18 protein-coding genes are annotated in these 24,128 nt (G+C 71.6%); 5 read left to right on the top strand and 13 right to left on the bottom strand.

All coding sequences use genetic code 11. The annotated features are described in order from the left end of the window. The first annotated feature begins 414 nt into the window (after positions 1 to 414). Positions 415 to 2,595, top strand: coding sequence for a potassium-transporting ATPase subunit KdpB (gene kdpB, locus ADK54_RS14750; RefSeq protein ID WP_053726077.1), 2,181 nt, complete (start codon positions 415 to 417; stop codon positions 2,593 to 2,595). Between the two features lie 28 nt (positions 2,596 to 2,623). Here kdpB and ADK54_RS14745 read toward each other — a convergent pair whose 3' ends face one another. Together ADK54_RS14745 and ADK54_RS14740 are read right to left on the bottom strand one after the other, a co-directional pair. After that, positions 2,624 to 4,144, bottom strand: a complete 1,521-nt coding sequence (locus tag ADK54_RS14745; protein ID WP_053726076.1) for a DEAD/DEAH box helicase — start codon at positions 4,142 to 4,144, stop codon at positions 2,624 to 2,626. A gap of 383 nt (positions 4,145 to 4,527) precedes the next feature. Next, positions 4,528 to 4,731: a cold-shock protein gene (locus ADK54_RS14740; RefSeq protein WP_053726075.1), complete on the bottom strand. Its 204-nt coding sequence runs from the start codon at positions 4,729 to 4,731 to the stop codon at positions 4,528 to 4,530. 432 nt (positions 4,732 to 5,163) lie between these two features. Between ADK54_RS14740 and ADK54_RS14735 the strand changes: the two genes are divergently transcribed. After that, positions 5,164 to 5,928 (top strand): SDR family NAD(P)-dependent oxidoreductase, encoded by a 765-nt coding sequence (locus ADK54_RS14735; protein WP_053726074.1) that lies wholly within the window; start codon positions 5,164 to 5,166, stop codon positions 5,926 to 5,928. 73 nt (positions 5,929 to 6,001) lie between these two features. Here the strand turns inward: ADK54_RS14735 and ADK54_RS14730 are convergent, their stop codons facing one another. The 5 genes from ADK54_RS14730 to ADK54_RS14710 all read right to left on the bottom strand — a co-directional run bounded on the left by ADK54_RS14730 (position 6,002) and on the right by ADK54_RS14710 (position 12,846). After that, the gene (locus ADK54_RS14730; protein WP_053726073.1) at positions 6,002 to 7,114 is read right to left on the bottom strand and encodes an ABC transporter substrate-binding protein; all 1,113 of its coding nucleotides are present in this window, start codon (positions 7,112 to 7,114) and stop codon (positions 6,002 to 6,004) included. Between the two features lie 119 nt (positions 7,115 to 7,233). Then, on the bottom strand, positions 7,234 to 8,730 hold the full coding sequence (locus ADK54_RS14725; RefSeq protein ID WP_053726072.1) for an IMP dehydrogenase: 1,497 nt from the start codon (positions 8,728 to 8,730) through the stop codon (positions 7,234 to 7,236). A 287-nt stretch (positions 8,731 to 9,017) separates the two neighbouring features. Further along, on the bottom strand, positions 9,018 to 9,917 hold the full coding sequence (locus ADK54_RS14720) for a polysaccharide deacetylase family protein (protein ID WP_053726071.1): 900 nt from the start codon (positions 9,915 to 9,917) through the stop codon (positions 9,018 to 9,020). A gap of 372 nt (positions 9,918 to 10,289) precedes the next feature. Then, the gene (locus tag ADK54_RS14715) at positions 10,290 to 11,522 is read right to left on the bottom strand and encodes a GNAT family N-acetyltransferase (protein ID WP_053726070.1); all 1,233 of its coding nucleotides are present in this window, start codon (positions 11,520 to 11,522) and stop codon (positions 10,290 to 10,292) included. A gap of 79 nt (positions 11,523 to 11,601) precedes the next feature. Then, positions 11,602 to 12,846 carry an MFS transporter gene (locus ADK54_RS14710; RefSeq protein WP_053726069.1) on the bottom strand — a complete coding sequence of 415 codons (1,245 nt, stop codon included), beginning with the start codon at positions 12,844 to 12,846 and terminating at the stop codon, positions 11,602 to 11,604. A gap of 56 nt (positions 12,847 to 12,902) precedes the next feature. Here ADK54_RS14710 and ADK54_RS14705 point away from each other — a divergent pair, with 56 nt between their 5' ends. Continuing rightward, positions 12,903 to 13,886, top strand: a complete 984-nt coding sequence (locus ADK54_RS14705; protein WP_053726068.1) for an ArsR/SmtB family transcription factor — start codon at positions 12,903 to 12,905, stop codon at positions 13,884 to 13,886. A 31-nt stretch (positions 13,887 to 13,917) separates the two neighbouring features. On the opposite strand, the gene ADK54_RS14700 is transcribed toward ADK54_RS14705, so the two are convergent. The 5 genes from ADK54_RS14700 to ADK54_RS14680 form a co-directional block, all read right to left on the bottom strand. Then, positions 13,918 to 15,069 (bottom strand): XdhC family protein, encoded by a 1,152-nt coding sequence (locus ADK54_RS14700; protein ID WP_053726067.1) that lies wholly within the window; start codon positions 15,067 to 15,069, stop codon positions 13,918 to 13,920. 46 nt (positions 15,070 to 15,115) lie between these two features. After that, complete coding sequence (locus tag ADK54_RS14695; protein ID WP_053726066.1) at positions 15,116 to 16,579, bottom strand: NCS2 family permease; 1,464 nt, start codon at positions 16,577 to 16,579, stop codon at positions 15,116 to 15,118. Positions 16,580 to 16,923: 344 nt separating this feature from the next. Further along, the gene (gene pucD, locus ADK54_RS14690) at positions 16,924 to 19,329 is read right to left on the bottom strand and encodes a xanthine dehydrogenase subunit D (RefSeq protein ID WP_053726065.1); all 2,406 of its coding nucleotides are present in this window, start codon (positions 19,327 to 19,329) and stop codon (positions 16,924 to 16,926) included. Positions 19,330 to 19,331: 2 nt separating this feature from the next. Continuing rightward, positions 19,332 to 19,925 (bottom strand): (2Fe-2S)-binding protein, encoded by a 594-nt coding sequence (locus tag ADK54_RS14685; protein ID WP_053726064.1) that lies wholly within the window; start codon positions 19,923 to 19,925, stop codon positions 19,332 to 19,334. 2 nt (positions 19,926 to 19,927) lie between these two features. Beyond that, positions 19,928 to 20,824 carry an FAD binding domain-containing protein gene (locus ADK54_RS14680; RefSeq protein ID WP_053726063.1) on the bottom strand — a complete coding sequence of 299 codons (897 nt, stop codon included), beginning with the start codon at positions 20,822 to 20,824 and terminating at the stop codon, positions 19,928 to 19,930. 263 nt (positions 20,825 to 21,087) lie between these two features. On the opposite strand from ADK54_RS14680, the gene ADK54_RS14675 reads away from it, so the two are divergent. Then, on the top strand, positions 21,088 to 22,758 hold the full coding sequence (locus ADK54_RS14675; protein ID WP_053726062.1) for a PucR family transcriptional regulator: 1,671 nt from the start codon (positions 21,088 to 21,090) through the stop codon (positions 22,756 to 22,758). A gap of 141 nt (positions 22,759 to 22,899) precedes the next feature. Then, positions 22,900 to 23,673, top strand: a complete 774-nt coding sequence (locus ADK54_RS14670; RefSeq protein WP_053726061.1) for a hypothetical protein — start codon at positions 22,900 to 22,902, stop codon at positions 23,671 to 23,673. A 41-nt stretch (positions 23,674 to 23,714) separates the two neighbouring features. On the opposite strand, the gene ADK54_RS14665 is transcribed toward ADK54_RS14670, so the two are convergent. Beyond that, on the bottom strand, positions 23,715 to 23,990 hold the full coding sequence (locus ADK54_RS14665) for a hypothetical protein (protein WP_053726060.1): 276 nt from the start codon (positions 23,988 to 23,990) through the stop codon (positions 23,715 to 23,717). Positions 23,991 to 24,128 lie beyond the last annotated feature (138 nt).

Here is a 24,128-nt window from a genome sequence, read left to right as displayed (position 1 = left end):
TGCCACCCCCTTGGCAATGAGCGCCACCAACGCGAAAACCGCGATCGTGGTGACGACGAAGGCCACGTCGGCCATCGTGAACTCCTGGAGAGAGGTTCGGATAAGAACGGACATCCCGAGGAAACCCCCTCGCCGAGCGCTTTCGGCCTCCGTTGACGCCCCTCTTACGGCCCGCCCCGACTCCTTGACGGGTCTCATACGCCCCTGACCCCCGGAGACCGCCGACTCCACGCACGAGGGCGATTCAGCCGTATTGTCGCGGCTTTGACATCGGTGGACCGCGCTGTCAGAGAGCCGTAAATACCCGCGGAATCGGGCGAGTTAGGCTCCGGCGATGACCTAGATTTCGGTTCGCCCGATCACAGGCCGTGTCCGAACCCCGTCCGGACCGCCGGACCCACCAGAAGGTCGTTGATGTCTCCCGCCGCCCCCCAGCAGGCCCCGACCGTCCTGTCCCCCAGTGGCCCGCCGCCCAGGAATCCGCCGGGGCCGCGGCCGCCCCGGCCCACCCACCGGGACGGCCGGCGGTCCGCCGGGCTCTTCGAACCCGTACAGCTCCTCAAGGCGTTTCCCGACGCGCTGCGCAAGCTGCATCCGCGGGACCTGGTGCGGACGCCGGTGCTGTTCGTGGTGGCCATCGGGGCGGCGTTGACCACGCTGTCCGCGCTCGTCCACCCGTCGGTCTTCACGTGGGTGATCGGCGTCTGGCTGTGGCTCACGGTGATCTTCGCGAACCTCGCGGAGGCCGTCGCCGAGGGCCGGGGCAAGGCGCAGGCCGAGTCGCTGCGCCGGGCCCGTACGGACACCGTCGCGCTGCGCCTTCGGGACAACTGGCGGGTAGGTACGGATCTGGACCACGCCAGGACCGAGGCCGTCGCGGCCACCGATCTCAAGCCGTTCGACTTCGTCCTGGTCGAGGCGGGCGAGCTGATCCCTGCGGACGGCGATGTGGTCGACGGGGTCGCGGCGGTCGACGAGTCGGCGGTGACCGGCGAGTCGGCGCCCGTGATCCGCGAGTCGGGCGGTGACCGCTCGGGCGTCACCGGCGGCACGACCGTCCTCTCGGACCGGATCGTCGTACGCGTCACCTCACGGCCCGGGCACTCCTTCCTGGACCGGATGATCGCGCTGGTGGAGGGCGCGGCCCGGCAGAAGACGCCGAACGAGATAGCGCTGAACATCCTGCTCGCGGCGCTCACCATCATCTTCCTGCTGGTCGTGGTGACGCTCCAGCCGATGGCCGAGTACGCGAACGCCGCACAGTCCACCACCGTCCTGGTGGCGCTGCTCGTGACGCTGATCCCGACGACGATCGGGGCGCTGCTCTCCGCGATCGGCATCGCGGGCATGGACCGCCTGGTGCAGCGCAACGTGCTCGCCATGTCCGGGCGGGCCGTCGAGGCGGCGGGCGACATCAACACGCTGCTGCTCGACAAGACGGGCACGATCACGCTGGGCAACCGGGAGGCCTCGGCGTTCGTGCCGATGCCCGGGGTCAAGGAGACGCATCTCGCGGACGCCGCCCAGCTGGCCTCGCTCGCGGACGAGACGCCCGAGGGCCGCTCGGTGGTGGTGCTCGCCAAGGAGCGGTACGGGCTGCGCGAGCCGGCCGAGGGCGATCTGCGCGGCGCCCGCTTCGTGGAGTTCAGCGCGCAGACCCGGATGAGCGGGGTGGACCTGCGCTGGGAGAACGGCGCCGTGTCCCACATCCGCAAGGGCGCGGCCGCCCAGGTGATCGAGTGGGTGGCGATGTACGGGGGTCAAGTCCCGGACCAGGCGCGGTGGTTCGCGGATTCCATCGCCGCCTCCGGAGGCACCCCGCTGCTCGTCGGCGTGCACGACTGGAACGGGCCCCGCGTCCTCGGCGTGATCCACCTCAAGGACGTCGTCAAGGACGGCATCGCGGAACGCTTCTCGGAACTGCGCCGCATGGGCATCCGTACGGTCATGATCACCGGGGACAACCCGCTGACGGCCCGGGCCATCGCCCAGGAGGCCGGGGTGGACGACTTCCTCGCCGAGGCCACCCCCGAGGACAAGCTCGCCCTGATCAAGAAGGAGCAGGAGGGCGGCAAGCTGGTCGCGATGACGGGCGACGGGACCAACGACGCGCCCGCGCTCGCTCAGGCCGACGTGGGCGTGGCGATGAACACGGGGACCTCGGCCGCGAAGGAGGCCGGGAACATGGTGGACCTCGACTCCAATCCGACGAAGCTCATCGAGATCGTCGAGATCGGCAAGCAACTCCTCATCACCCGGGGCGCGTTGACCACGTTCTCGATCACGAACGATGTGGCGAAGTACTTCGCGATCATCCCGGCGATGTTCGCCTCGGCCTATCCGGGGATCGGCGCGCTGAACGTCATGGGCCTGCACAGCCCGACGTCCGCGATCACCTCGGCGATCATCTTCAACGCGCTGATCATCGTGGCGCTGATCCCGCTCGCGCTGCGCGGCGTGCGCTACACCCCGGCCTCGGCGCACGACCTGCTGCGCCGCAACCTGGCGGTGTACGGGCTCGGCGGCCTCGTGCTGCCGTTCGTCGGCATCAAGCTCATCGACCTGGTGGTGTCGACGGTGCCGGGCCTGGGGTGACCGGTGCGGGCCGGCCACCCCCTGGGGGTCAGGCCGCGCGCCGGACCCGGGCGGCCTTGCGGGCCTCGGCCATCTCGCGGGTCTCGCCCGCGCGGCGCGAGGTGCCCGTACGGCCGCCGCCGGCCTGCCCGCGGGCGGTGCCGCGGCCGCGGAACGGGGCCTGGCCGCGCTGCTTGGGGCGCTCCGCCGGGGCCGCCGCGGGGGTGACCGGGATTCCGGAGGGGGCCTGGGCGCCGGTGATGCGGCTCAGCTCCGCCTCGCCGGAGCGGACCTGGGTGATCGTCGGGGTGATCCCGGCGGCCATCATCAGGCGGCTCATCTCGCGGCGCTGGTTGGGCATGACGAGGGTGACGACGCTGCCGGACTCGCCGGCGCGGGCGGTGCGGCCGCCGCGGTGCAGGTAGTCCTTGTGGTCGGTCGGCGGGTCGACGTTGACCACGAGGTCGAGGTTGTCGACGTGGATGCCGCGCGCCGCGACGTTGGTCGCGACCAGGACGGACACGGCACCGGTCTTGAACTGGGCCAGGGTACGGGTGCGCTGCGGCTGGGACTTGCCGCCGTGCAGCGCGGCCGCCCGCACGCCGCTCTGGAGCAGGTGCTTGGTGAGCTGGTCGACGGCGTGCTTGGTGTCCAGGAACATGATCACCCGGCCGTCGCGGGCCGCGATCTCGGTGGTCGTGGCGTACTTGTCGGCGCTCTGCACGTGCAGCACGTGGTGCTCCATCGTGGTGACCGCGCCCGCCGACGGGTCGACGGAGTGGACCACCGGGTCGTGCAGGTACTTGCGGACCAGAAGGTCGACGTTGCGGTCCAGGGTGGCCGAGAACAGCATCCGCTGGCCGTCCGGGCGCACCTGGTCGAGGAGCTCGGTGACCTGCGGCATGAAGCCCATGTCGGCCATCTGGTCGGCCTCGTCCAGGACGGTGATGGCCACCTGGTCCAGGCGGCAGTCGCGGCGCTCGATGAGGTCCTTGAGCCGGCCCGGCGTGGCCACGACGACCTCGGCGCCGGAGCGCAGCGCGCCGGCCTGGCGGCCGATCGACATGCCTCCGACGACGGTGGCCATCCGCAGCCGCAGCGCGCGGGCGTACGGGGTGAGCGCGTCGGTGACCTGCTGGGCCAGCTCGCGCGTGGGCACCAGGATCAGGGCGAGGGGCTTCTTGGAGTCGGCGCGGCGCCCGGCGGTGCGCACCAGCAGGGCGAGGCCGAAGGCGAGGGTCTTGCCGGAGCCGGTGCGGCCACGGCCCAGGACGTCGCGGCCCGCGAGCGAGTTCGGCAGGGTGGCGCCCTGGATCGGGAACGGCTCGGTCACACCCAGGCCGGCCAGCACGTCGAGGACCTCGGCGGGCATGTCCAGGTCACCGAAGTTCTCGACCGGGGGCAGGGCCGGGGTGATGGTGACGGGGAGGGCGAACTCGCCCTGCGGCGCGGCGGGCCTGCGGCCGCCGCCGGAGCGGTTCTGCCCCTGGGGCCGGAAGCGGGCCCCGCGGTCGGCGCCGCTCTTACGGGCGGCGGAGTAGCGGTCGTTCGTGCGAGCTGAACGGTTCAAGGAGAACCTTCCTCGATATGGCACGTATCGAGGGAGCCCGGCCGAATGGAGCGGCCGGGACATCGCAAGAACGAGCCGAAAACAGAAGTCGAATTCTGATCCGGCCGCACGAGGGCGCGGAAATTCCCCGCCCGTTGTCGGAATGCCGGGCAACCGCCGCCTGGGAAGGCGGACGGGCCGGATCAGGACAGCGGGCAGATGCGCACCCCGGCCGTGGCCGTGGTGGTTCGTCCGCTGCGTGGCAGGACAACCGGGGGCGCCCGGTGTCCCGCGGGCCGTGAAAACGCCGTCACGAGGTGGCGGCGGGCCCGGTGGAACAGCAACGGGCTGGGGCCCGCACCCCAAGGTGCGAGCCCCAGCCGCGTGCAGAAAACGCTTCAGCGTCAGGCAGGCGTGATGTTCTCGGCCTGCGGGCCCTTCTGGCCCTGCGTGACGTCGAAGTTCACCTTCTGGCCTTCCTGAAGCTCACGGAAGCCAGAGGAGGCGATGTTCGAGTAGTGGGCGAAGACGTCCGGGCCGCCACCCTCCTGCTCGATGAAGCCGAAGCCCTTTTCCGCGTTGAACCACTTCACGGTGCCAGTAGCCATGTCATATCTCCTTCGGGGCAATGCCCGGGGGTCCGCACTGTGCTGACCCCGTCGTTACCGCGATGATTGCCCCGTCCGGAAGAAAGCACCGGAAATACAAAAGCGCCCGACGGCATAAAACCATCAAGGCACTTGAAGTCTTTGGGAACCACAACTGCAACTGGGAACAACAGTAGCACGGATCCAGGAAGACGGCACGGCAAATACTACTATTTTGCGCGCGCCGCCAGGAGGCGTCGCCGCACTTTGCGTAAATTTCCGTGGCCGCGGCGACAAATATTCAGGTTCCCCGCCCCTGATGTCCGCCTCAACAGAGTGTCCGAAGTGGCCAGTTATGAGCCCTCGCACTTGATCTTCGACGGAGTCCGCGAACACTGGGGCGGTGCGCGGGCGGGTCCCGCGCCCCCTGGCCCCGGAGAAATGAGAGCCGCCATGACCACAGTTCTGATCACCGGTGCGACCTCGGGCATCGGCGCCGCCTTCACGCACCGCTTCGCGGGCTTCGGGTGCGCGCTCGTCCTGGTCGCCCGGGACGAGGAGCGGCTGCGCAAGACGGCCGATGAGCTGCGGTCCCGGTACGGGGTGCGGGTCGAGACGCTGGCCGCGGATCTGGTCGATCCGGCGCAGTGCCGCCTGGTGGAGGGGCGGCTCGCCGCGGCCGAGGATCCGGTGGACGTGCTGGTCAACAACGCGGGATCCGGCCTTCCCGCGCCGTTCCCGCACAGCCCCGTCGACGACGAGGAGCGGATGCTCGATCTCCTTGTGCGGGCCCCGCTGCGGCTCACGCACGCGGCCGTGCCGGGGATGACCGCGCGCGAGAGGGGCGTCGTCCTGAACGTCTCCTCGGTGGCGGGCCTGCTGCCCACCGGCACGTACGGCGCCGCCAAGGCGTGGCTGACCGCGTTCAGCGAATCCCTGCGCGTCGACCTCGCTCCGCACGGTGTCCGCGTCCTCGCGCTCGTGCCCGGTTTCACGCGTACGGAGTTCCAGAAGCGGGCCGGCATGGATGTCAGCTCGCTTCCCGAGTGGGCCTGGCTGGATGCCGAGAAGGTCGTGGAACAGGCCCTGAAGGACCTGCGCCGCCGGCGTCCGGTCAGCATCACGGGGTTCCAGTACAAGGCGTACGCCTTCGCCGTGCGTCACGTGCCGCGCACCGTCGCGGCCCGGATGGCCCGCTCGCGTACGCCTGCGAAGTGACACGTACGCCTGCGAAGTGACTGGTGGTTGGTAGCGCCGCGGCGTGGGCGGTTGACCGGGCTTCCAGGTGCTCTCAGCCGGTGTGGAGGACCCGGAAGCGATCGGGCTGCGCCGGGTCCCGATCGACGACTTGGACCGGCGGCCGGGTCCACTGCCACACGCTGATGCCCGGCGTCCGGGAGAACCGGATCTTTCCGCGGGTGCCTTCGACCGCGACATGCGGCCAGGATGCGGCGATGCGAGCCCGGTCCGCGCCCTCGGAGCGGAGCACGTCGGCGAGGACGGCGATCGTGTCGTAGCCCTCGAAGGCGACGAAGGAGGGCGCTTCGGCAAGCCGCTCGCGCAGCGCCGTCTCGACGCGTGCGCCGAGCGGGCCGAGGCGCTCGGGCAGGTAGCGCAGGAACGGGATCGCGGCGCCGTCGTCGCCGAGGAGCGCCGCCCATGAGGCGAACTCCGGCTGTCCGGCCGGAGCGCCGATCAGGACCTCGGCGAGGCGCTGGTCCCGGCGTACGGCCTTGACGATCGGCACGGCCGGGCCCGGGTGCCCGACCAGAAGGAGGAGGGCCGTCGCGCCGCTGTCGACGAGCGCGTCGCACAGCGCGGTGGGGGTGAGCGCGTTCGCGTCGAGTTCGACGACGGTGGCGCCGTGTGGAGCGAGGTGGTCCCGCAGGATGCCGGTCCCGGAGGCCCAGTACACGCTCGGCTGGGTCGCCACGGCTATGCGGCGGTGGCCTGCGCCGAGGAGGAAGTCCGCGTAGAGCCGCCAGCCGTGGGACTGCGCCGGGGCGAGGCGCGCGACCCGGTCCGTCGGCCGGTCGGTGAGCGCGTCGAGGACCGCTGACGAGCAGAGGAACGGCAGGCCGAGGGCGTCCGCCCGGGCAGCGGCGGCGCGGGCGACGACGCTGTGGTACTCCCCCGCCAAGGCTGCCACGCCCAGCCGGGCCAGTTCGTCCACGGCGGCCGCGGCCTTCTCCGGATCGGCCGCGGCGTCCCGGACCACCAGCTCCAGCGGCCGTCCACCGATCCCGCCGACGTCATTGACTTCGCGGACGCCCAACTCCAGCCCGGCGAGCAGGTGTTGACCCGCCTCGGCCCAGCCGGGCCGGGTCAGCGGAACGAGAGCGCCGATCCGGACGGCAGATCCGTCGGTGCGCTGCGCTCCGGGCGGCGATGGTGGCGTATTCATGGGGCGTCGTCTCCTGGGCGGCGAACGTCAGTGGCGAAGGTCAGTTGAGAACCACGGGCCGGAGGGGAGTGGTTCTGGCTGTACGCCACTCCCCTCCGGCCGGCGGTGGGCGGGGCCCGTCAGGCGATGGTCGCCGGGGCGTCCCGCAGCACGACGTTCGCGTGGCTCTCCTGGAAGCTCTGGTCGGAGACCAGGGTCAGCCGGGCCGTGGACTGGAACTCCGCCAGCGTGACGGAGCCGCAGGAGACCATCGTGGTCTTGAGCTTGGCGATGGTGGTGGCGAGGCCTTCGTTGAGGTCGCCCGCGTACGGGACGTAGCCGTCGACGCCCTCTTCGAAGATCAGGCCCTGGCCGCCCTGGCCGTAGCGCTGCCAGTTGCGGGCCCGGTTCGAGCCCTCGCCCCAGTACTCCTTCACGAAGCCGTCCCGGGTGGGGAGCTTCGCGCCGGCGGCTTGGTCGAAGCGGGCGAAGTAACGGCCCATCATGACGAAGTCGGCTCCCATCGCGAGGGCAAGGGCCACGTGGTAGTCGTGCACCAGTCCGCCGTCGGAGCAGATCGGCACGTACTCGCCGGTGCGCTCGCGGAAGGCGTCCCTGGCCGCCGCGACGTCCAGGACGGCGCTGGCCTGGCCGCGTCCGATGCCCTTCTGGTCGCGGGTGATGCAGATGGAGCCGCCGCCCACGCCGACCTTGACGAAGTCCGCGCCGGCTTCGGCGAGGAAGGTGAAGGCCTCGCCGTCGACCACGTTGCCGCCGCCGACCGGGATCTCCGGGTAGTGCTTCTTCACCCAGCTCAGCGCCTGTGCCTGCCAGTCGCTGTAGCCGTCGGACGAGTCGAAGCACAAGGCGTCGGCGCCCGCCTCCAGCAGGGCGGGGACGCGCTCCTGGTAGTCGTGGGTGTTGACGCCCGCGCCCACGCGCAGGCGCTTGGCGGCGTCCACGGCCTGGTTCGGGAAGCGCTTGTTGTCCGCGTAGTCGGAGCGGAACACCAGGTACTGCAGGTGGCCCTCGGCGCCGAGCACGGGGAGGCAGTCGAGGCGCTGGTCCCACAGCCGCGCGTTGGCCTCGGAGAGCGTGGTGTCGGCCCCGGCGTGGGCCAGGTCGGCGACGGCGGTCATCCGGCCGGCCACCGGCCCGTCGAGGTCGTGGCGCTGGGGGTGGAAGTCGCGGGAGGTCACCAGGCCGAGCAGGCGGCCGGTGGCGGTGCCGTCGTCGGTGACCGCGGCGGTGCTGTGCCCGGTGCGCCGCATGACGGCGACCAGGTGGCTCAGGGTGTCGTCCGGGCGGACATTGGTGTCGCTGGTGACGAACCCGGCCTTGAAGTTCTTCACCTGGCGCACGGCCGCGGCCTGGTCCTGGATCGACTGGTTGTGGTGCAGGAAGCTCAGGCCGCCGTTGCGTGCCAGCGCGATCGCGAGGTCCGGGGTGCTGACGGCCTGCATGATCGCGGACGTGAACGGGGAGCCCAGTTCGATCGCCGCCGGCTCGCCTACGAGGTGCCGCACCAGGGGCGTGCGCAGGTCGACCGTCGCGGGCGAGCAGTCCGTCCGGGTCCGGTTCGGCAGCAGCAGAAACTCGTTGAACGTCCGTGAGACCTCGGCGATGACCTGTGCCACTGTTCCTCCTGACCCCGTCGGCCGGGGCCCGACTGCCCCGCCGTGAAGATCGCCCCCGTGTTCCAGGGCCCGGGCGGACAGGGTTCGGCACAGCAGCCGTGGAGGTGCCACACACTGCGGCAGAGCCCTGACCGGCCCGTGGAATCGAACGGGGTGCGGTCGTGACCAGGCACCTTATCGACTGCCGGGCCGTCGCACGAATCGTGACCCCGTTGGGCGGAGCCGCCGTGCGCGTTCGATGTGGGCGGCCACGCCCGGGATATGACGGACCGTCAGTTACGGGTACGTCAGATGGCGGGGAAGCTGAACACGTAGCCCTGCTGCGCCAGCCAGGGCAGCAGTTCCTTCAGGGCCGCGACCGTCTGGGCGCGGTCGCCGCCGCCGTCGTGGAAGAGCACGATCGGGCCGTTCTTGAGCTCCTGCTTCACCGTCTTCACGATCGTCGCGGTGCCGGGCTGCTTCCAGTCCTTGGTGTCCACGTTCCAGCCCAGCGGGCGCATCCCGTGGGAGGCGGCGATGTGCCGGTTGTCCGGCGTGAAGGCGCCGCCGGGGGCGCGGAAGTACTGCACCTTGGCGCCGTCGGCGGCGTCCTCGATCATCTTCTGGGCGTCGAGGACCTCGGAGCTCTGGTAGGCGACGGGCTTCTTGTTCATGGCCTCGTCGTGGCTGACCGTGTGGTCGCAGAGCCGGTGGCCGGCCGCGACGATCTGCTTGACCATGCCGGGGTTGGCCTTGGCCTGCGGGCCGATCATGCAGAAGGTCGCCTTGACGTCGTACTGCTTGAGGACGGCGAGGATCTTCGGCGTCCAGACCGGGCTGGGCCCGTCGTCGATGGTGATCGAGACGGACTTGCCGCCGCTCTCGGTCTCGTGGTCGATCACTTCGGATATCCCGGCGGCGCCGGGGGGCGCGGCGGGGCCGGTGGCGTCGGCGGAGCCGTCCGAGCCGTCCGGCGCGCTGTCGTCGCCGGATGCCGAGGACCCCGGCTTGCCGCTCGCGCGGCCGGGCTTGTCGTCGGACTTGCCGGTGGACTTGCCGGTCGAGGAGGAGTGGGCGAGCGCGGGCCCTGGACCGTTGGCGGAGGTGTCGCTGCCGAGGAACACCGCGGCGGCCACGCCGCCCGTCAGGACCACGGCCGTTGCTGCGGCCATCACGATGCGGCGTGTGTGGGCGGTCAGTCGCGCCATGGATTCCCCATCCCCTCGGTACGTGCCGGTTCGGCAGCGGAGCTTCACCGGTTGGCCACGATCGCACGATCGCGCTCGAATCCCGAAATGCGAATTCTCCGGCCGGGTATCGAGGGAAAATACCCGATTTCCGGCAACTACCTTGGAGGACAAGGGGGTTGACGCGACCTCAGTGATACGAGGGGTTCGGTGCAGGTGCCGCACGCCGGGACTTTGGTCCCTAACGTGCAGGCAAAGACCCCTTCAAGGGGGCTTCCGGTTCCCCGTCCGAGCAGGCAGTTCACCGAAGGACCTTGGTCCCGGCCCCCGCCGCCCCCGTACGAGAGCCTCGTCACTTCTGCGCGAAATCCCCCCGGCTTCTCCCCCGGCCGCTCAGAACTCGTCGACCGTGTGCGGCAGTTCCGTGGTGCGCAGCGCCGCGTCCAGGGCCGCCGCCGCGCCCGGGGTGTGCTCGGTCACCAGGCCCGCGAGGACGAGGCGGCGGACCTCGGTGCCGCCGAGGTAGCAGGCGGCCAGGTCGCGCACGTCGAAGGTGAGGTCGGCCGGGGCCGGGGTCGGCTCGTACGTGCACGCGTGCGGGGACGCCGTCAGGCGGAAGCGGCCCGCGTTGGCCGGGACGCGGTCGTCGCGGACCTCCAGGACGAGCGCGGCCTCGGCCGCCCAGGAGCGGGCGGTGAGCGCGGCGCCGACGTCCACGAGGCGGATCCACAGCGCGGGGAACTCGGCGACGGCCCTGACCTGGTCCCGGTCGGTGGCGAACAGGAGCAGCGGGTCGTCCGGGGCCAGGCCCCAGGCGCGGACGGTGCCGGTGAGGTCGATGCCGGCGAGGTAGTTCCACAGCGCGGCCTCGCCCGCCGGGGTGTCGGCCTCCAGCTCGGCGACCTGGACGGTGCCGGGCTTGGCGGCGTCGTCCTCGCGCCGGGTGCGGTAGACGGCGTACCCGGCGAGCGGCTCGTCGGCGGCGCCGAGGCCGACGATGCGGGGCGGGCCGAGCTCTTCGTCGTCCTCGTCGGTCTCGGGCAGCCACTCGCCGCGCCAGCGCCCGGCGTCGCGGGCGATGCGCCCGGCCCGGCGGGTGCGGGTCGCCTCGTAGTACGGGCCGAGCTCGGCGGGCGCGTCGTCGGGGTCGATCAGGCGCAGGGGGCGCCGGTCGGCCTCGATGCGCAGGGCGAGCGGACGGGTCGAGTTGATCTCCACCGAGGTGCCGTAGGTGGCCGCGCCGAAGCCGAAGCGGCCGTAGATGGCGGCTTCGGAGGCCCACAGCGCGACGATGGGGCGGCCGTGTCCGGCGCAGCGGCGGAACACCTCGGCGATCATGCCGGAGAGCACGCCGCGACGGCGGTGGGTGGGGGCGACGGAGACGAACGTGAGCCCGGGGCAGGGGAGTTCACCGCCCGGGATGGACAGGGTGAAGCGGTGGGCCACCAGGAAGCCGGCGAGTGCGTCGCCGTCGTACGCCCCGACGCGGTCGCAGCGCAGCACCATCGCGCGATGGTAGGCGCGCTTCTCCTTCTCGTCTGGGCGGTCGTGGAAGACGAGCCACCAGAGCTCCAGGGCGCGGTCGACGTCGGACTCGGGCACGTCGCGGAACTCCAGCTCGCTCATGCGGCGACCCTAACCCGGCCGAATATGGACGTCACTCACATAACGTCCGGTCGGGCACGGAGCCCCCGGGCGCCGCAGGTCAGCCCACCGTCTGCTCCGCGGCCGCGGGGCTCGGGGCGTGGGCGGCCCGTCCGGCGACCGGCACCGTGACCGCGCCCGCCGCCAGGAACAGGACGCCGAGCGCCAGCCAGCCCGCCCCGCCTCCGTGGCTGACCAGGACGGCGACGAGCAGGGGGCCGCCCGCCCTGGCCAGGTCCGAGGAGAGGGACCAGGCGCCGAGGTACTCGCCCTGCCGCTCCGGCACGGCCAGGCCGTACGAGATGCCCCAGCCGCTGGCCGAGGAGAGCAGCTCGCCCGCCGTGAGCAGGGTGACCGCGACGGCGAGGACGGCGACCGCGGCCACCGGCGGCAGCCCGGCCGTAGTCGCGGTCACCGCGCAGGCCGCGAGCAGCGCCACGCCCGACCGGCGGCCGGCCGTGGCGGCCCCGGGGACGGTGTCGCTGCCGCGGGCCGCGCGCACCTGGAGCAGGATCGCGAGCGCCGTGTTGAGCAGCATGAGCACGGCGATCGACCAGCGCGGCGCCTGGGTACGCTCCGAAATCCACAGCGGGAGGCCGATGTTGAGCATGTCCGAGCTGACGTAGAGGAGCCCCGAGAGCGCGGCCAGGAGCAGGAAGCGCCCGTCGCGCAGCGCGGCACGCCGGGGCCGTCCCGGGGTGCGCGCGGCCTTCTCGCCCTCGGGCATCCGAAGGAGCACGGCCGCGACGAGCACGTACGAGAGGCAGTTGCCGAGGACGAGCGCCGCGTACCCGGCGTGCGAGTCGAGGGCGAGCGCCGCGCCCGCGCCCAGGCTGCCCAGCGAGAAGCCGACGTTGAGCATCACCCTGCTGTACGCGCTGGCCCCCACCAGGGCCGTGGAGTCGGCGAGCTGGGCGAGGTAGGCGCTCTTGACCGGCCGCCCCGCGCTCTCGGCCAGCGTGATCGCGCAGACCACGGCGAGGAAGCCGGCGAAGGAGTGGACGAACAGGTACCCGGCGAACGCCACCGCGCGGACCAGGACCGTCGCCAGGTAGACGCGGCGGTGGCCGACCTTGTCACCGAGCCGTCCGGCGGGAACGGACACGGCGGGGCCGAGCAGCGCGGCCACCGCGAGCCCGAGGCCGACCTGGGCGGCGCCGAGCCCGACGACACGCGTGAAGAAGACGATGGCGCCGGTGTGGAAGAGGCCGTTGCCGATCCAGTCGATCAGGGTGGTGACGGCGTAGGCGCGCAGCGGACCGCGGGGCGGCAGCAGCGCTGCCGCCCCCTTGGAAGTGGAGGACATGACAATCACTCAACGGCCTTGAGCGGCCGGGCGACAGAGATTTAGGCTCTGCCTCAATGCTCAGCTACCGACTCGGCGTCGACGACCTCGCCGACATGCGTTTTGCCTGCTCACCGCTGCTTGAGACGGCCACAAGCCTGTGGGCGCTGCGGAAGCCCGAGAAGTACGCGCTGCACCTGCCGTGGATTCGCCGTACGCGCGAGGCACTGGCCTCGGCGGGGGGCCTCGACACCGAACTGCTCGGCGAGCTCGCGGTGGGCGGCAGCGGCTGGATACCCGACTTCGTCACGCCCCGCCCCGAGTCGCCGCTGCCGGACGTCGCGGACGAGCTGCGCCGGGTGCGGGCGACCCCCGCGGACAAGGCGCTCTTCGATGTGCGGGCCGCGTACGCGAATCGCCCGCTGGCCCCGCGCATTGCTCAACTGGCCGCGGATCCACGGCAGTTGATGGAGGCGATCGCCGATGTGGTGGAGGCGTACTGGGAGCTGGCGATCGCCCCGCACTGGTCACGGATGCGGGCCGTACTGGAAGCGGACATGGTGCACCGGGCCCGGCTGCTCGCCCGGGACGGCGCGGCGGCGCTGCTCACCTCGCTCGATCCGTCGGCGACGTGGGACAACGGGCGGCTGACCCTGTTCGTGCACCGGGACCTGCACATGGCCGCGGAGGTCGACGGGCGCGGGTTCTGGCTCGTACCGACGCTGTTCGCGCAGCACACGATCAGTCCGGTGGGGGCCGAGGAGCGGCCGACGATCGCGTATCCGGCACGGGGTGTCGCCACCTTGTGGGAGACCCGGCCGCCGCGGCCCACGGGCGCGCTGGCCTCGCTGGTGGGTCGGCCGAAGGCGGCACTGCTGCTCGCGCTCGCGGGCCCGGCGTCGACGACCGAGCTCGCCCGGCGCCTCGGCGTCACGGCGAGCGCGGTCTCCCACCATCTGGCGGTGCTGCACCGGACCGGCCTGGTCGGCCGCGCGCGGGCGGGCCGGGTGGTGCTCTACGCCCGCACGGAGCTGGGCGAACAGCTGGCGCGCGGCGACTGACCGGAGCCGGACAGAGCGAGCGTCGCTGCGGCTAGGCCACCGAACCGATGCGCCCGACCGGTGTGTCCTTGCCGTCGTGGTGGATCGGGGTGTGGGCCCCGGTCAGCGAGACGCCGCTGCCTCCGCGCCGGTTGGCGACGATCTCCGCGGCGATCGACAGGGCGGTCTCCTCGGGCGTACGGGCGCCGAGGTCGAGGCCGATCGGGGAGCGCAGGCGGTTGAGTTCGAGCTCGGTGACGCCCACGTCGCGCAGCCGCTCGTTGCGGTCCAGGTGGGTGCGGCGCGAGCCCATCGCGCCGACATAGGCGACCGGCAGCTTCAGCGCGGTCTCCAGGAGCGGGATGTCGAACTTGGCGTCGTGGGTCAGGACGCACAGGACCGTACGGGAGTCGGTGGTGGTCCGCTCCAGGTACTTGTGCGGCCACTCCACGACGATCTCGTCCGCCTCGGGGAAGCGGGTCTTCGTCGCGAAGACGGGCCGGGCGTCGCACACCGTGACGTGGTAGTTCAGGAACTTGCCGACCCTGACCAGGGCGGAGGCGAAGTCGATGGCACCGAAGACGATCATCCGGGGAGCCGGGACGCTCGATTCGACGAGCACGGTGAGCGGCTGGCCGCACAGGCGGCCGTCGGCGCCGAGGGAGAGGGTGCCGGTGCGGCCCGCGTCCAGCATGGCGGTGGCCTCGTCGGCCACGGCGCGGTCGAGCTCGGGGTGGCCGCCGAGGGCGCCTTGGTAGGTGCCGTCCGGGTGGACGAGCAGGGCGCGGCCCATGAGTTCGGCGGGGCCGTCGGTGATCCGCGCGACCGCGGCGGCCTCGCCGCTCGCGGCGGCGGCGAGGGCGGCCGCGAACACCTCGCGGGCGGGCGAAGTGGTGCGGACCGGGGTGACGAGTATGTCGATGATGCCGCCGCAGGTCAGGCCGACCGCGAAGGCGTCCTCGTCGCTGTAGCCGAAGCGTTCGACGACGGTTTCGCCGTCTTCGAGTGCCTGCTGGCAGAGTTCGTAGACAGCGCCCTCCACACATCCGCCGGAGACCGAGCCGATCGCCGTGCCGTCGCTGTCGACGGCGAGGGCGGCTCCCGGCTGCCGGGGCGCGCTGCCGCCGACGGCCACCACGGTGGCCACGGCGAATTCGCGTCCCTGCTCGACCCACCGGTTCAGCTCTTCGGCGATGTCCAGCATGTTCGGTCTCCTTACGGATGTGTGGAGGGCGTCAGCGGCGCGGCCGCTACTTGACGCCGAGCCAGCTCTCGATGGGATGGAGGGCGAAGTAGATGGTGAAGACGGCGGTCAGGGCCCACATGAACCCGCCGATCTCGCGCCACTTGCCCTGTGCCGCCTTGATCACGGTGTAGGCGACGACGCCCGCGCCGACACCGGCGGTGATGCTGTACGTGAACGGCATGAGCGCCACGGTGAGGAACACCGGGATGGAGACCGAGCGGTCGCTCCAGTCGACGTGCTTGGCGGCGCTCATCATCATCGAGCCGATGACGACGAGGGCGGCGGAGGCGACCTGGGCGGGCACCAGCTGGGTGACCGGGGTGAAGAACAGGCAGGCCGCGAAGAAGAGGCCGGTGACGACCGAGGAGAGGCCGGTACGGGCGCCCTCACCGGCGCCGGAGGCGGACTCGATGAACACGGTCTGGCCGGAGGCGCCGGTGACGCCGCCGATCGCGCCGCCCGCACCGTCGATGAACAGGGCCTTGGACAGGCCCGGCATGCGGCCCTTGTCGTCGGCGAGCTTGGCCTCCTGGCCGACGCCGATGATGGTGGCCATCGCGTCGAAGAAGCCGGCGAGCACCAGGGTGAAGACGATCATGCCGACGCTGATGGCGCCGATGGAGCCCCAGCCACCGAACTCGACGTGGCCGAAGAGGCCGAAGTCGGGCGTGGAGACCGCGCTGCCCTTGAGGGCGGGGGCGGTGCCGCCCCAGTCCGCGTCGGTCAGGCCGGCGATCTTGGTGACCACGAAGGCCAGGACGCTGCCGGAGACGATGCCGATCAGGATCGCGCCGGGCACCTTGCGGGCCTGGAGCGCGAAGATCAGCAGCAGGGTGATCGCGAAGAAGAAGACGGGCCAGCCGACGAGCTGTCCGGTGGCACCGAGGGTGACCGGCGGTCCGTGCTCCGGACCCTTGCCCACGAATCCGGCCTTCACCAGGCCGAGCAGGGCGACGAACATGCCGATGCCCATGGTGATCGCGTGCTTGAGCGCCAGCGGGATGGCGTTCATGATCATCTCGCGGAGGCCGGTGACGACCAGGAGCATGATCACGACACCGTACATGACACACATGCCCATGGCCTGCGGCCACGTCATGTTGGGGACCACCTGGGTGGTCAGGGCCGCGGAGACGTTGAGTCCGGCGGCCAGTGCGAGCGGTACCTTGCCGATGAAGCCCATCAGCAGCGTGCTGACCGCGGCCGCGAGTGCGGTGGCGGTCACCAGACCGGCGTGGCCCAGCGTGTGCTTGTTGACGTCGGGCGTCGAGAGGATCAGGGGGTTGAGCAGGAGGATGTAGCACATCGCCATGAAGGTGGTGATGCCGCCGCGCACTTCCTGCGCGAGCGTGGATCCCCGCTCGGATATGTGAAAGTACCGGTCGAGCCAAGACCTGCCGGCCTGGGGACGGGAGCCGGAGCCCGCGTCCTCAGCGGTGGTCTTCGGCTCCACAGACTGCTGGGTCATGGTGCCTACTCCCAAGGTTCACAGGGGCACCCGCATAAGACTTGAGTCCTCAGGTCAGACAAGCTGCGGGATTTGGGATGGTGCGTGGGCTGCACGACCCGGGGGACGGCCCGAGACGAACGGTGTCTGCTCCTGCCGGGGTACCGGAAGTGGTACCGCAGTGCAGATGGCTACGGGTGTTGCTGGTGTGACTCGGTTTTGCGTGTGGTGCTGGTGCTGCTGGTTGCTGCGAGGACCGCGAGCGGTGCGGTACTTGATTGCTCCGGGCGGTGCGGGCATCGGAATTGTGACGTTCCTGGGAGGCGCGCACCGCCCGGAGGGATCTGGGGATCCCCGGGGTGGGATCAGGCTCCGGTACCGGTGAGGTGCTCGGGGCGGACCGGGGTCTTGTTGAGCTCCAGACCGGTCGCCGCCCGGATCGCCGCGAGGACGGCCGGGGTCGACGAGAGGGTCGGGGCCTCACCGAGACCTCGCAGGCCGTACGGCGCGTTCGGGTCGGCGAGCTCCAGGACGTCGACCGGGATGGTCGGGGTGTCCAGGATCGTCGGGATCAGGTAGTCCGTGAAGGAGGGGTTGCGCACCTTCGCGGTCTTCGGGTCCACGATGATCTCTTCCATCACCGCGACGCCGAGGCCCTGGGTGGTACCACCCTGGATCTGGCCGACGACGGAGAGCATGTTGAGCGCCTTGCCGACGTCCTGGGCGGTGGCCAGCTCGACGACCTTGACGAGGCCGAGCTCGGTGTCCACCTCGACCACCGCGCGGTGCGCGGCGAACGTGTACTGGACGTGGCCGTTGCCCTGTCCTGTGACGAGGTCGAAGGCCTGGGTCGGGCGGTGCCGGAACTCCAGCTCGACGTCGATCTCCTCGCCCTCCAGGACGTCCGCCAGGTCGGCGAGGACCTCGCCGCCGTCGGTGACGACCTTGCCGCCTTCGAGCAGCAGCTCGGCGGTGGCCCAGGCGGGGTGGTAGGAGCCGAACTTGCGGCGGCCGATCTCCAGCGCCTTGGCGCGCACGGCCTCACAGGTGTTCTTCACCGCGCCACCGGTCATGTACGTCTGCCGGGAGGCGGACGTGGATCCGGCGGAGCCGACCTGGGTGTCGGCCGGGTGAATGGTCACCTGCGCGACGCCCAGCTCCGTACGGGCGATCTGGGCGTGCACGGTGACACCGCCCTGGCCGACCTCCGCCATGGCCGTGTGGACCATCGCGACGGGCTCGCCGTTGATGACCTCCAGGCGCACCCGGGCGGTGGAGTAGTCGTCGAAGCCCTCGGAGAAGCCGACGTTCTTGATGCCGACCGCGTAGCCGATGCCTCGTACGACACCCTCGCCGTGCGTGGTGTTGGACAGGCCGCCGGGCAGGGCGCGGACGTCCGCGGCCTCCCCCGCCGCGAGCCACTGCTGCTCGGGCGGCAGCGGGCGGGCCTTGACCCGGCGAAGGAGCTCGGCGACCGGGGCCGGCGAGTCCACGACCTGCCCTGTCGGCATGATCGTGCCCTGCTCCATGGCGTTGAGCTGGCGGAACTCCACCGGGTCCATGCCCAGCTTCGCCGCGAGCTTGTCCATCTGGGCCTCGTAGGCGAAGCAGGCCTGGACGGCGCCGAAGCCGCGCATCGCGCCACAGGGCGGGTTGTTCGTGTAGAGCGCGATCGCCTCGATGTCGACGTCGTCGACGACGTACGGGCCGACCGAGAGCGAGGAGGCGTTGCCGACGACCGCCGGGGAGGCCGACGCGTAGGCGCCGCCGTCCAGGACGATCTTGCACTTCATGTGCGTGAGCTTGCCGTCCTTGGTGGCGCCGTGCTCGTAGTAGAGCTTCGCCGGGTGGCGGTGCACGTGGCCGAAGAAGGACTCGAACCGGTTGTAGACGATCTTGACCGGCTTGCCCGTGCGCAGCGCCAGGAGGCAGGCGTGGATCTGCATCGAGATGTCCTCGCGGCCACCGAAGGCGCCGCCGACGCCGGAGAGCGTCATGCGGACCTTCTCCGGCGGCAGGCCCAGGACCGGGGCGATCTGCTGGAGGTCGGAGTGCAGCCACTGGGTGGCGACGTAGAGGTCGACGCCGCCGTCCTCGGCGGGCACGGCGAGGCCGGACTCCGGGCCGAGGAAGGCCTGGTCCTGCATGCCGAAGGTGTACTCGCCCTCGACGATCACGTCGGCGCGCTCGCGCGCCTTGGCCACGTCGCCGCGGATGATCGGCTGGCGGTGCACGATGTTCGGGTGCGGGACGTGACCGGCGTGGTGGTCGTCGCGGCCCTCGTGGATCAACGGCGCGTCGGCGGCGAGCGCGGAGGCCTCGTCGGTGACGACCGGCAGTTCCTTGTAGTCGATCTTGATCTTGGCGGCCGCGCGGCGGGCGGTCTCCGGGTGGTCGGCGGCCACGAGGGCGACCGGCTCGCCGTGGTGGCGGACCCGGCCGTGGGCCAGGACGGGGGTGTCCTGGATCTCCAGGCCGTAGTTCTTCATCTTGGCCGGCAGGTCGTCGTAGGTGAGCACGGCGTAGACGCCGGGCATCGCGACGGCCTCGGAGATGTCGATGTTCTCGATCTCGGCGTGGGCCACGGTGGAGCGGAGCGTCTGGCCCCACAGCATGTCCTCGTGCCACATGTCCGAGGAGTACGCGAACTCACCGGTGACCTTGAGGGTGCCGTCCGGGCGGAGCGTCGACTCGCCGATGCCGCCCTTGGTGTGGTTCTGGGTGACGTTGGTGGGCGTACCGGCCGGAGTGGTGCGGGTGTTCTGCGCCATGGTCAGACCGTCTCTTCCTGACGGGCGGCCGCGAGGCGGACCGCGTCGAGGATCTTCTCGTAACCGGTGCAGCGGCACAGGTTGCCGGAGAGCGCCTCGCGGATGTCCGCGTCGGACGGCTCGGAGTTGCGCTCCAGGAGCTCGTCGGCGGCGACCAGGAGGCCCGGGGTGCAGAAACCGCACTGCACGGCGCCGGCGTCGATGAACGCCTGCTGGATCGGGGAGAGCGCGCCCGCCTCTCCAGTCTGCCCGTCCTGCGGCTTGGCCTGCCACCGCTTGGCGGCGTCGATGGACGTACCGCAGGAACCGGAGGCGCAGCCGCCGCCGGGGTGGGCGTCGGAGCGGTGGGCGGCGTAGTCGGCCAGGCCCTCCACGGTGACGACCTCGCGGCCCTCGACCTGACCGGCCGCGACCAGACACGAACACACCGGAACACCGTCGAGGCGGACCGTGCAGGAACCGCACTCGCCCTGCTCACAGGCGTTCTTCGAACCCGGAAGCCCCATGCGCTCGCGCAGGACGTAGAGAAGGCTCTCGCCCTCCCACACGTCGTCGGCCTCCTGCTTACGGCCATTGACCGTGAAATTGACGCGCATGGTTATGCAGCTCCTTCAAGGGTGCGGCCGTTGCCGCCGCGGTACGTCTCCCAGGTCCACATCAGCGTGCGGCGGGCCATGACGCCGACGGCGTGACGGCGGTAGTTCGCGGTGCCGCGGACGTCGTCGATCGGGTTGCAAGCACCCGAGGCGAGCGTGGCGAACTGCTTCGCGACCGAGGGGGTGATGATCTTGCCGTTGTCCCAGAAGCCGCCCTCTTCGAGCGCCGCGTTCAAGAACTCCTCGGCGGCCTTCGCCCGGATGGGGGTGGGCGCGGCCGAGCCGATGCCGGTGCGGACCGTACGGGTCTCGGGGTGCAGCGCAAGGCCGAACGCGCAGACCGCGATGACCATGGCGTTGCGGGTGCCGACCTTGGAGAACTGCTGGGGGCCGTCCGCCTTGGGGATGTGGATGGCCTTGATCAGCTCGTCCGCCTCAAGAGCGTTGCGCTTCACGCCCTTGTAGAACTCGTCGATCGGGATGAGCCGGACGCCGCGGGCCTGCGACTCGACCTCGACGTCCGCGCCCGAGGAAAGGAGCGAGGGGTGTGCGTCACCGGCCGGCGAGGCGCAGCCGAGGTTGCCGCCGACGCCGCCGCGGTTGCGGATCTGCGGGGAGGCGACGGTGTGCGAGGCGAGCGCGAGGCCCGGCAGCTCCGTCCGCAGGTTCTCCATGATCTTGGTGTACGGGACGGAGGGTCCGAGCCGGACGCTGTCCTCCCCGACCTCCCACTGGGCCAACTCGCTGATGCGGTTCAGGTCCAGGAGGTACTCGGGCCGGCGGTGGTCGAAGTTGATCTCGACCATCACATCGGTGCCACCCGCAATGGGCACAGCGGTGGGGTGCTCTGCCTTGGCGGCGAGCGCCTCCTCCCAGCTGGCGGGGCGAAGGAAGTCCATGAGTGGCTCTCTTCCGATTCTCAAATTCGGGGTCGTTCGCGCGGGTCCCGGGGACGGCAGGCCCTCGACATCTCAGTCGTTCATGTGCTGTTAACGCGGTGTGGACTCAGTACACAAGCCCCGATCCCTCGGGTGCAGTCACCGAAACCATGAAGGAGTTGGCTGGTCTCCGCTTACGTCTTGTAGATTCGTATGAAAGGCGGTGCTCCGTTACCTCACCGCTTTCCAACGGCAACATCAAGACAGATCGGCGGCGACACGCGATGCGGCTGCGCGCACTTCTGGAAACCGACGCGCTGGGGCTGCGGCTGCTCGGCGGCGAGGACGAGCTGGACCGCACGGTGCGGGGAGTCATGACCACCGACCTGCGGGATCCGAGCCGCTACCTCACGGGTGGCGAGCTGGTCCTGACGGGTCTCGCCTGGCGCCGGGACGCCGAAGATTCCGAGCCATTCGTACGCATCCTCGCGGGTGCCGGCGTGGCGGGCCTGGCGGCCGGCGAGGCCGAGCTCGGGGCCATTCCCGACGATCTTGTTTTGGCTTGTTCTCGCCACCGGCTCCCGCTGTTCGCGGTGAACGAGTCGGTCGCGTTCGCAACCATCACCGAGCACGTCGTGCGGCAGGTCTCGGGCGAGCGTGCGGGCGACCTCGCGGCGGTCGTGGACCGCCACCGCAGGCTCATGACGTCGGGCCCGGCGGGCGGCGGCCCCGAGGTGGTCCTCGACCTGCTCGGCTCGGACCTCGACCTGCGGGCCTGGGTGCTTTCTCCGACCGGCCGCCAGATCGCGGGCGCCGGGGACGCGCTGACCCCGGCGGTCGGCGCGGCCCTTGCCGCCGAGCACCTGGGCGCCACCCGCACCGGCCGCCGGGGCCCGCACCGGGCCACCGTCGAGGGCGTGACCTACTCGCTGTTCCCCATCCGCAACAACGGGCGGGGCGCCGCGCCCGCCGCCCGGGACGTGCGCGAGACGGTGCTTTCGGACTGGCTGCTCGCCGTCGAGGCCGACGCGAGCGACTGGCCGGCCGCCCGGCTCGACCTGCTCCAGGGCGTCACCCAGCTCATCGCGGTCGAGCGCGACCGGCGCGACGCGGCCCGCTCGGTGCGCCGCCGGCTCGCCCAGGAGGTCCTGGAGCTGGTGCAGACCGGCGCCGCGCCCGCCGAGATCGCGGCCCGGCTCAGAGTCGCGGCCCCGGTGCTGCTGCCCGGCCTCGGCTCGGCGCCGCACTGGCAGGTCGTGGTGGCCCGGGTCGACTGGGAGCGCGACTCCGGCGCGGAGATCGCGGGCGGCCCGGTCGCCCAGTCGCTCCTGGAGGAGATCCTGGTCGACCCCGCGGTGGTCGGCCCCGAGTCCTCCGACCGGATCGCGGTGGCCCACGCGGGCGACGAGGCGATCGCGCTCGTGCCGCTGCCCGCGGTCACGCCCGAGGGCGCCGAGGGAGGCCTGCACGCCGACGCGCTCCTGGCCGCCGTACGCACCCCGCTATCGGCGGGCCTGGCGGACGACGGCCGCCTGACACTGGGTGTCAGCGCCGCGGTGCACTCCGCCGAGGGGCTGCGCGGCGCCCTGGAGGAGGCCCGGCACGCCCGCCGGGTCGCCGCCGCCCGGCCCGGCCGGGTGTGCGCGGCCGGCCACCACGAGCTGGCCTCGCACGTGCTGCTGCTCCCGTTCGTGCCGGACGACGTGCGGCGCGCCTTCACCGCCCGGCTGCTCGACCCGCTGCGCGACTACGACCGGCGCCACCGCGCCGAACTCATCCCGACCCTGGAGGCCTTCCTCGACTGCGACGGCTCGTGGACGCGGTGCGCCACGCGGCTGCACCTGCACGTCAACACGCTGCGGTACCGGGTGGGCAGGATCGAGCAGTTGACGGCCCGTGACCTGTCCAGACTTGAGGACAAGCTGGACTTCTTCCTGGCGCTTCGTATGAGCTGACAGTCGATCCCGGCCAGTGTCGGACGATTGTGAACTCATTCACGCACCCCCCTTGGCCCGGCGTGCCATTCCGTGTTGAGATGCGGATCTACTCAGCAGCTCGATGGCGCGCTCGGGGAGGGCAACGTGGCGCATACCGCCATGTCTGGTTCCGGAACGACTGCAGATGACGGGGATCCGCTCCAGACCGCGGTATGGCGGCTGCGCTCGCGCGGCTGCTGGACGGACGCCGCCGCCCTGCTCGAACCGCATGCGGGCGCGGCGGCCGGCGCGCTCCAGCGCACCGCCCTGCTGACCGAGCGCTGCGTCTACACCGAGTCCGGCTGGGCGGAGGCCGACGAGGCGCTGCGCGGCGCCGAGGCCGTGGCCCGCAGCGACGAGGAGCGCGGCGCCGCCGCCTGCGAGCGCGGCTATCTCGCGTACGCCTCAACGCTGTTCGGGGTACGGGACCGGGCTGACGAGGCGCGCTCGGCGTTCGGCCGGGCCGCCGCCCTGACCGCGCTCACGGGCCGCGGCCGGGCGCTGCTCGACTTCCGGCGCGGGCTGCTCGCCGAGAACGTGGCCGACGCGCCACAGGCAGCCCGCGCCGCCTACCGCCGCGCCCACGAGGGCGCCGCGGCCCACGGCGACCCCCTGCTGCTCTCCTTCACCTGGCGCCATCTGGCCGGACTCGCCCTGCGCGACGGCGAGTTGGCGGAGGCGCGGCACGGCTTCACCGAGTCCCTGCGCATCCGCGAGGAGCTCGGCTACCTCATCGGCACGGCCCCGGCGCTCGCCGCGCTCGCCGACACCGAGGAGGAGCCGGTCTCGACCCGGCTGCGCACGGAGGCGGCCCGCCTCGTGCGCCTCCTCGGCGTCCCCACCTGGCTGGCCGCCCACTTGGGGGCCGCGCCACCCCGGCCCGCCGCGATGTGACGGTCCGTCAACCCGGTAGCGTGGCCGTTTCTGACGTATCGTCAATTCCCTGAACGCGCGTCGTCGATCAGCGAGTTGAGGTGACTCCAGGCCTGCTGGGCGAACCCCCACAGGGCGGCCCGCACGTCGGGGTGGCCGGCGAGGTAGACGACCGCCGCGATCAGCAGGACGAGCTGGACGAGGCCGGCGAGGCGGCCCGAGGAGCCGCGCCGCACGGAGCCCTGGGCGAAGCCCCGGTGCGCGTCACGTCCGTAGTCGGACGCGCGCCGGGCGGAGTCCGCGGCCCATTGCTGCTGCTGTACCTGCTGCTGTTGCATCCACGGATCCGGCATGGTGTCCCCCCGGCGTGCGATTCGTCCAAGTACCCGCAGGGACGCGGCAGTTGACGGTCCGGGTTCCTAGCGGCGCGAGCTGTTGCACGGCACGGACGCGGCCGTGACGGGCCGGGGTTCGCC

This window comes from Streptomyces sp. WM6378 (assembly GCF_001279695.1).
Lineage (GTDB): Bacteria > Actinomycetota > Actinomycetes > Streptomycetales > Streptomycetaceae > Streptomyces.
The sequence above is the reverse complement of the archived record's forward strand: the minus strand, read 5'-3'. Positions and strand labels throughout refer to the sequence as shown.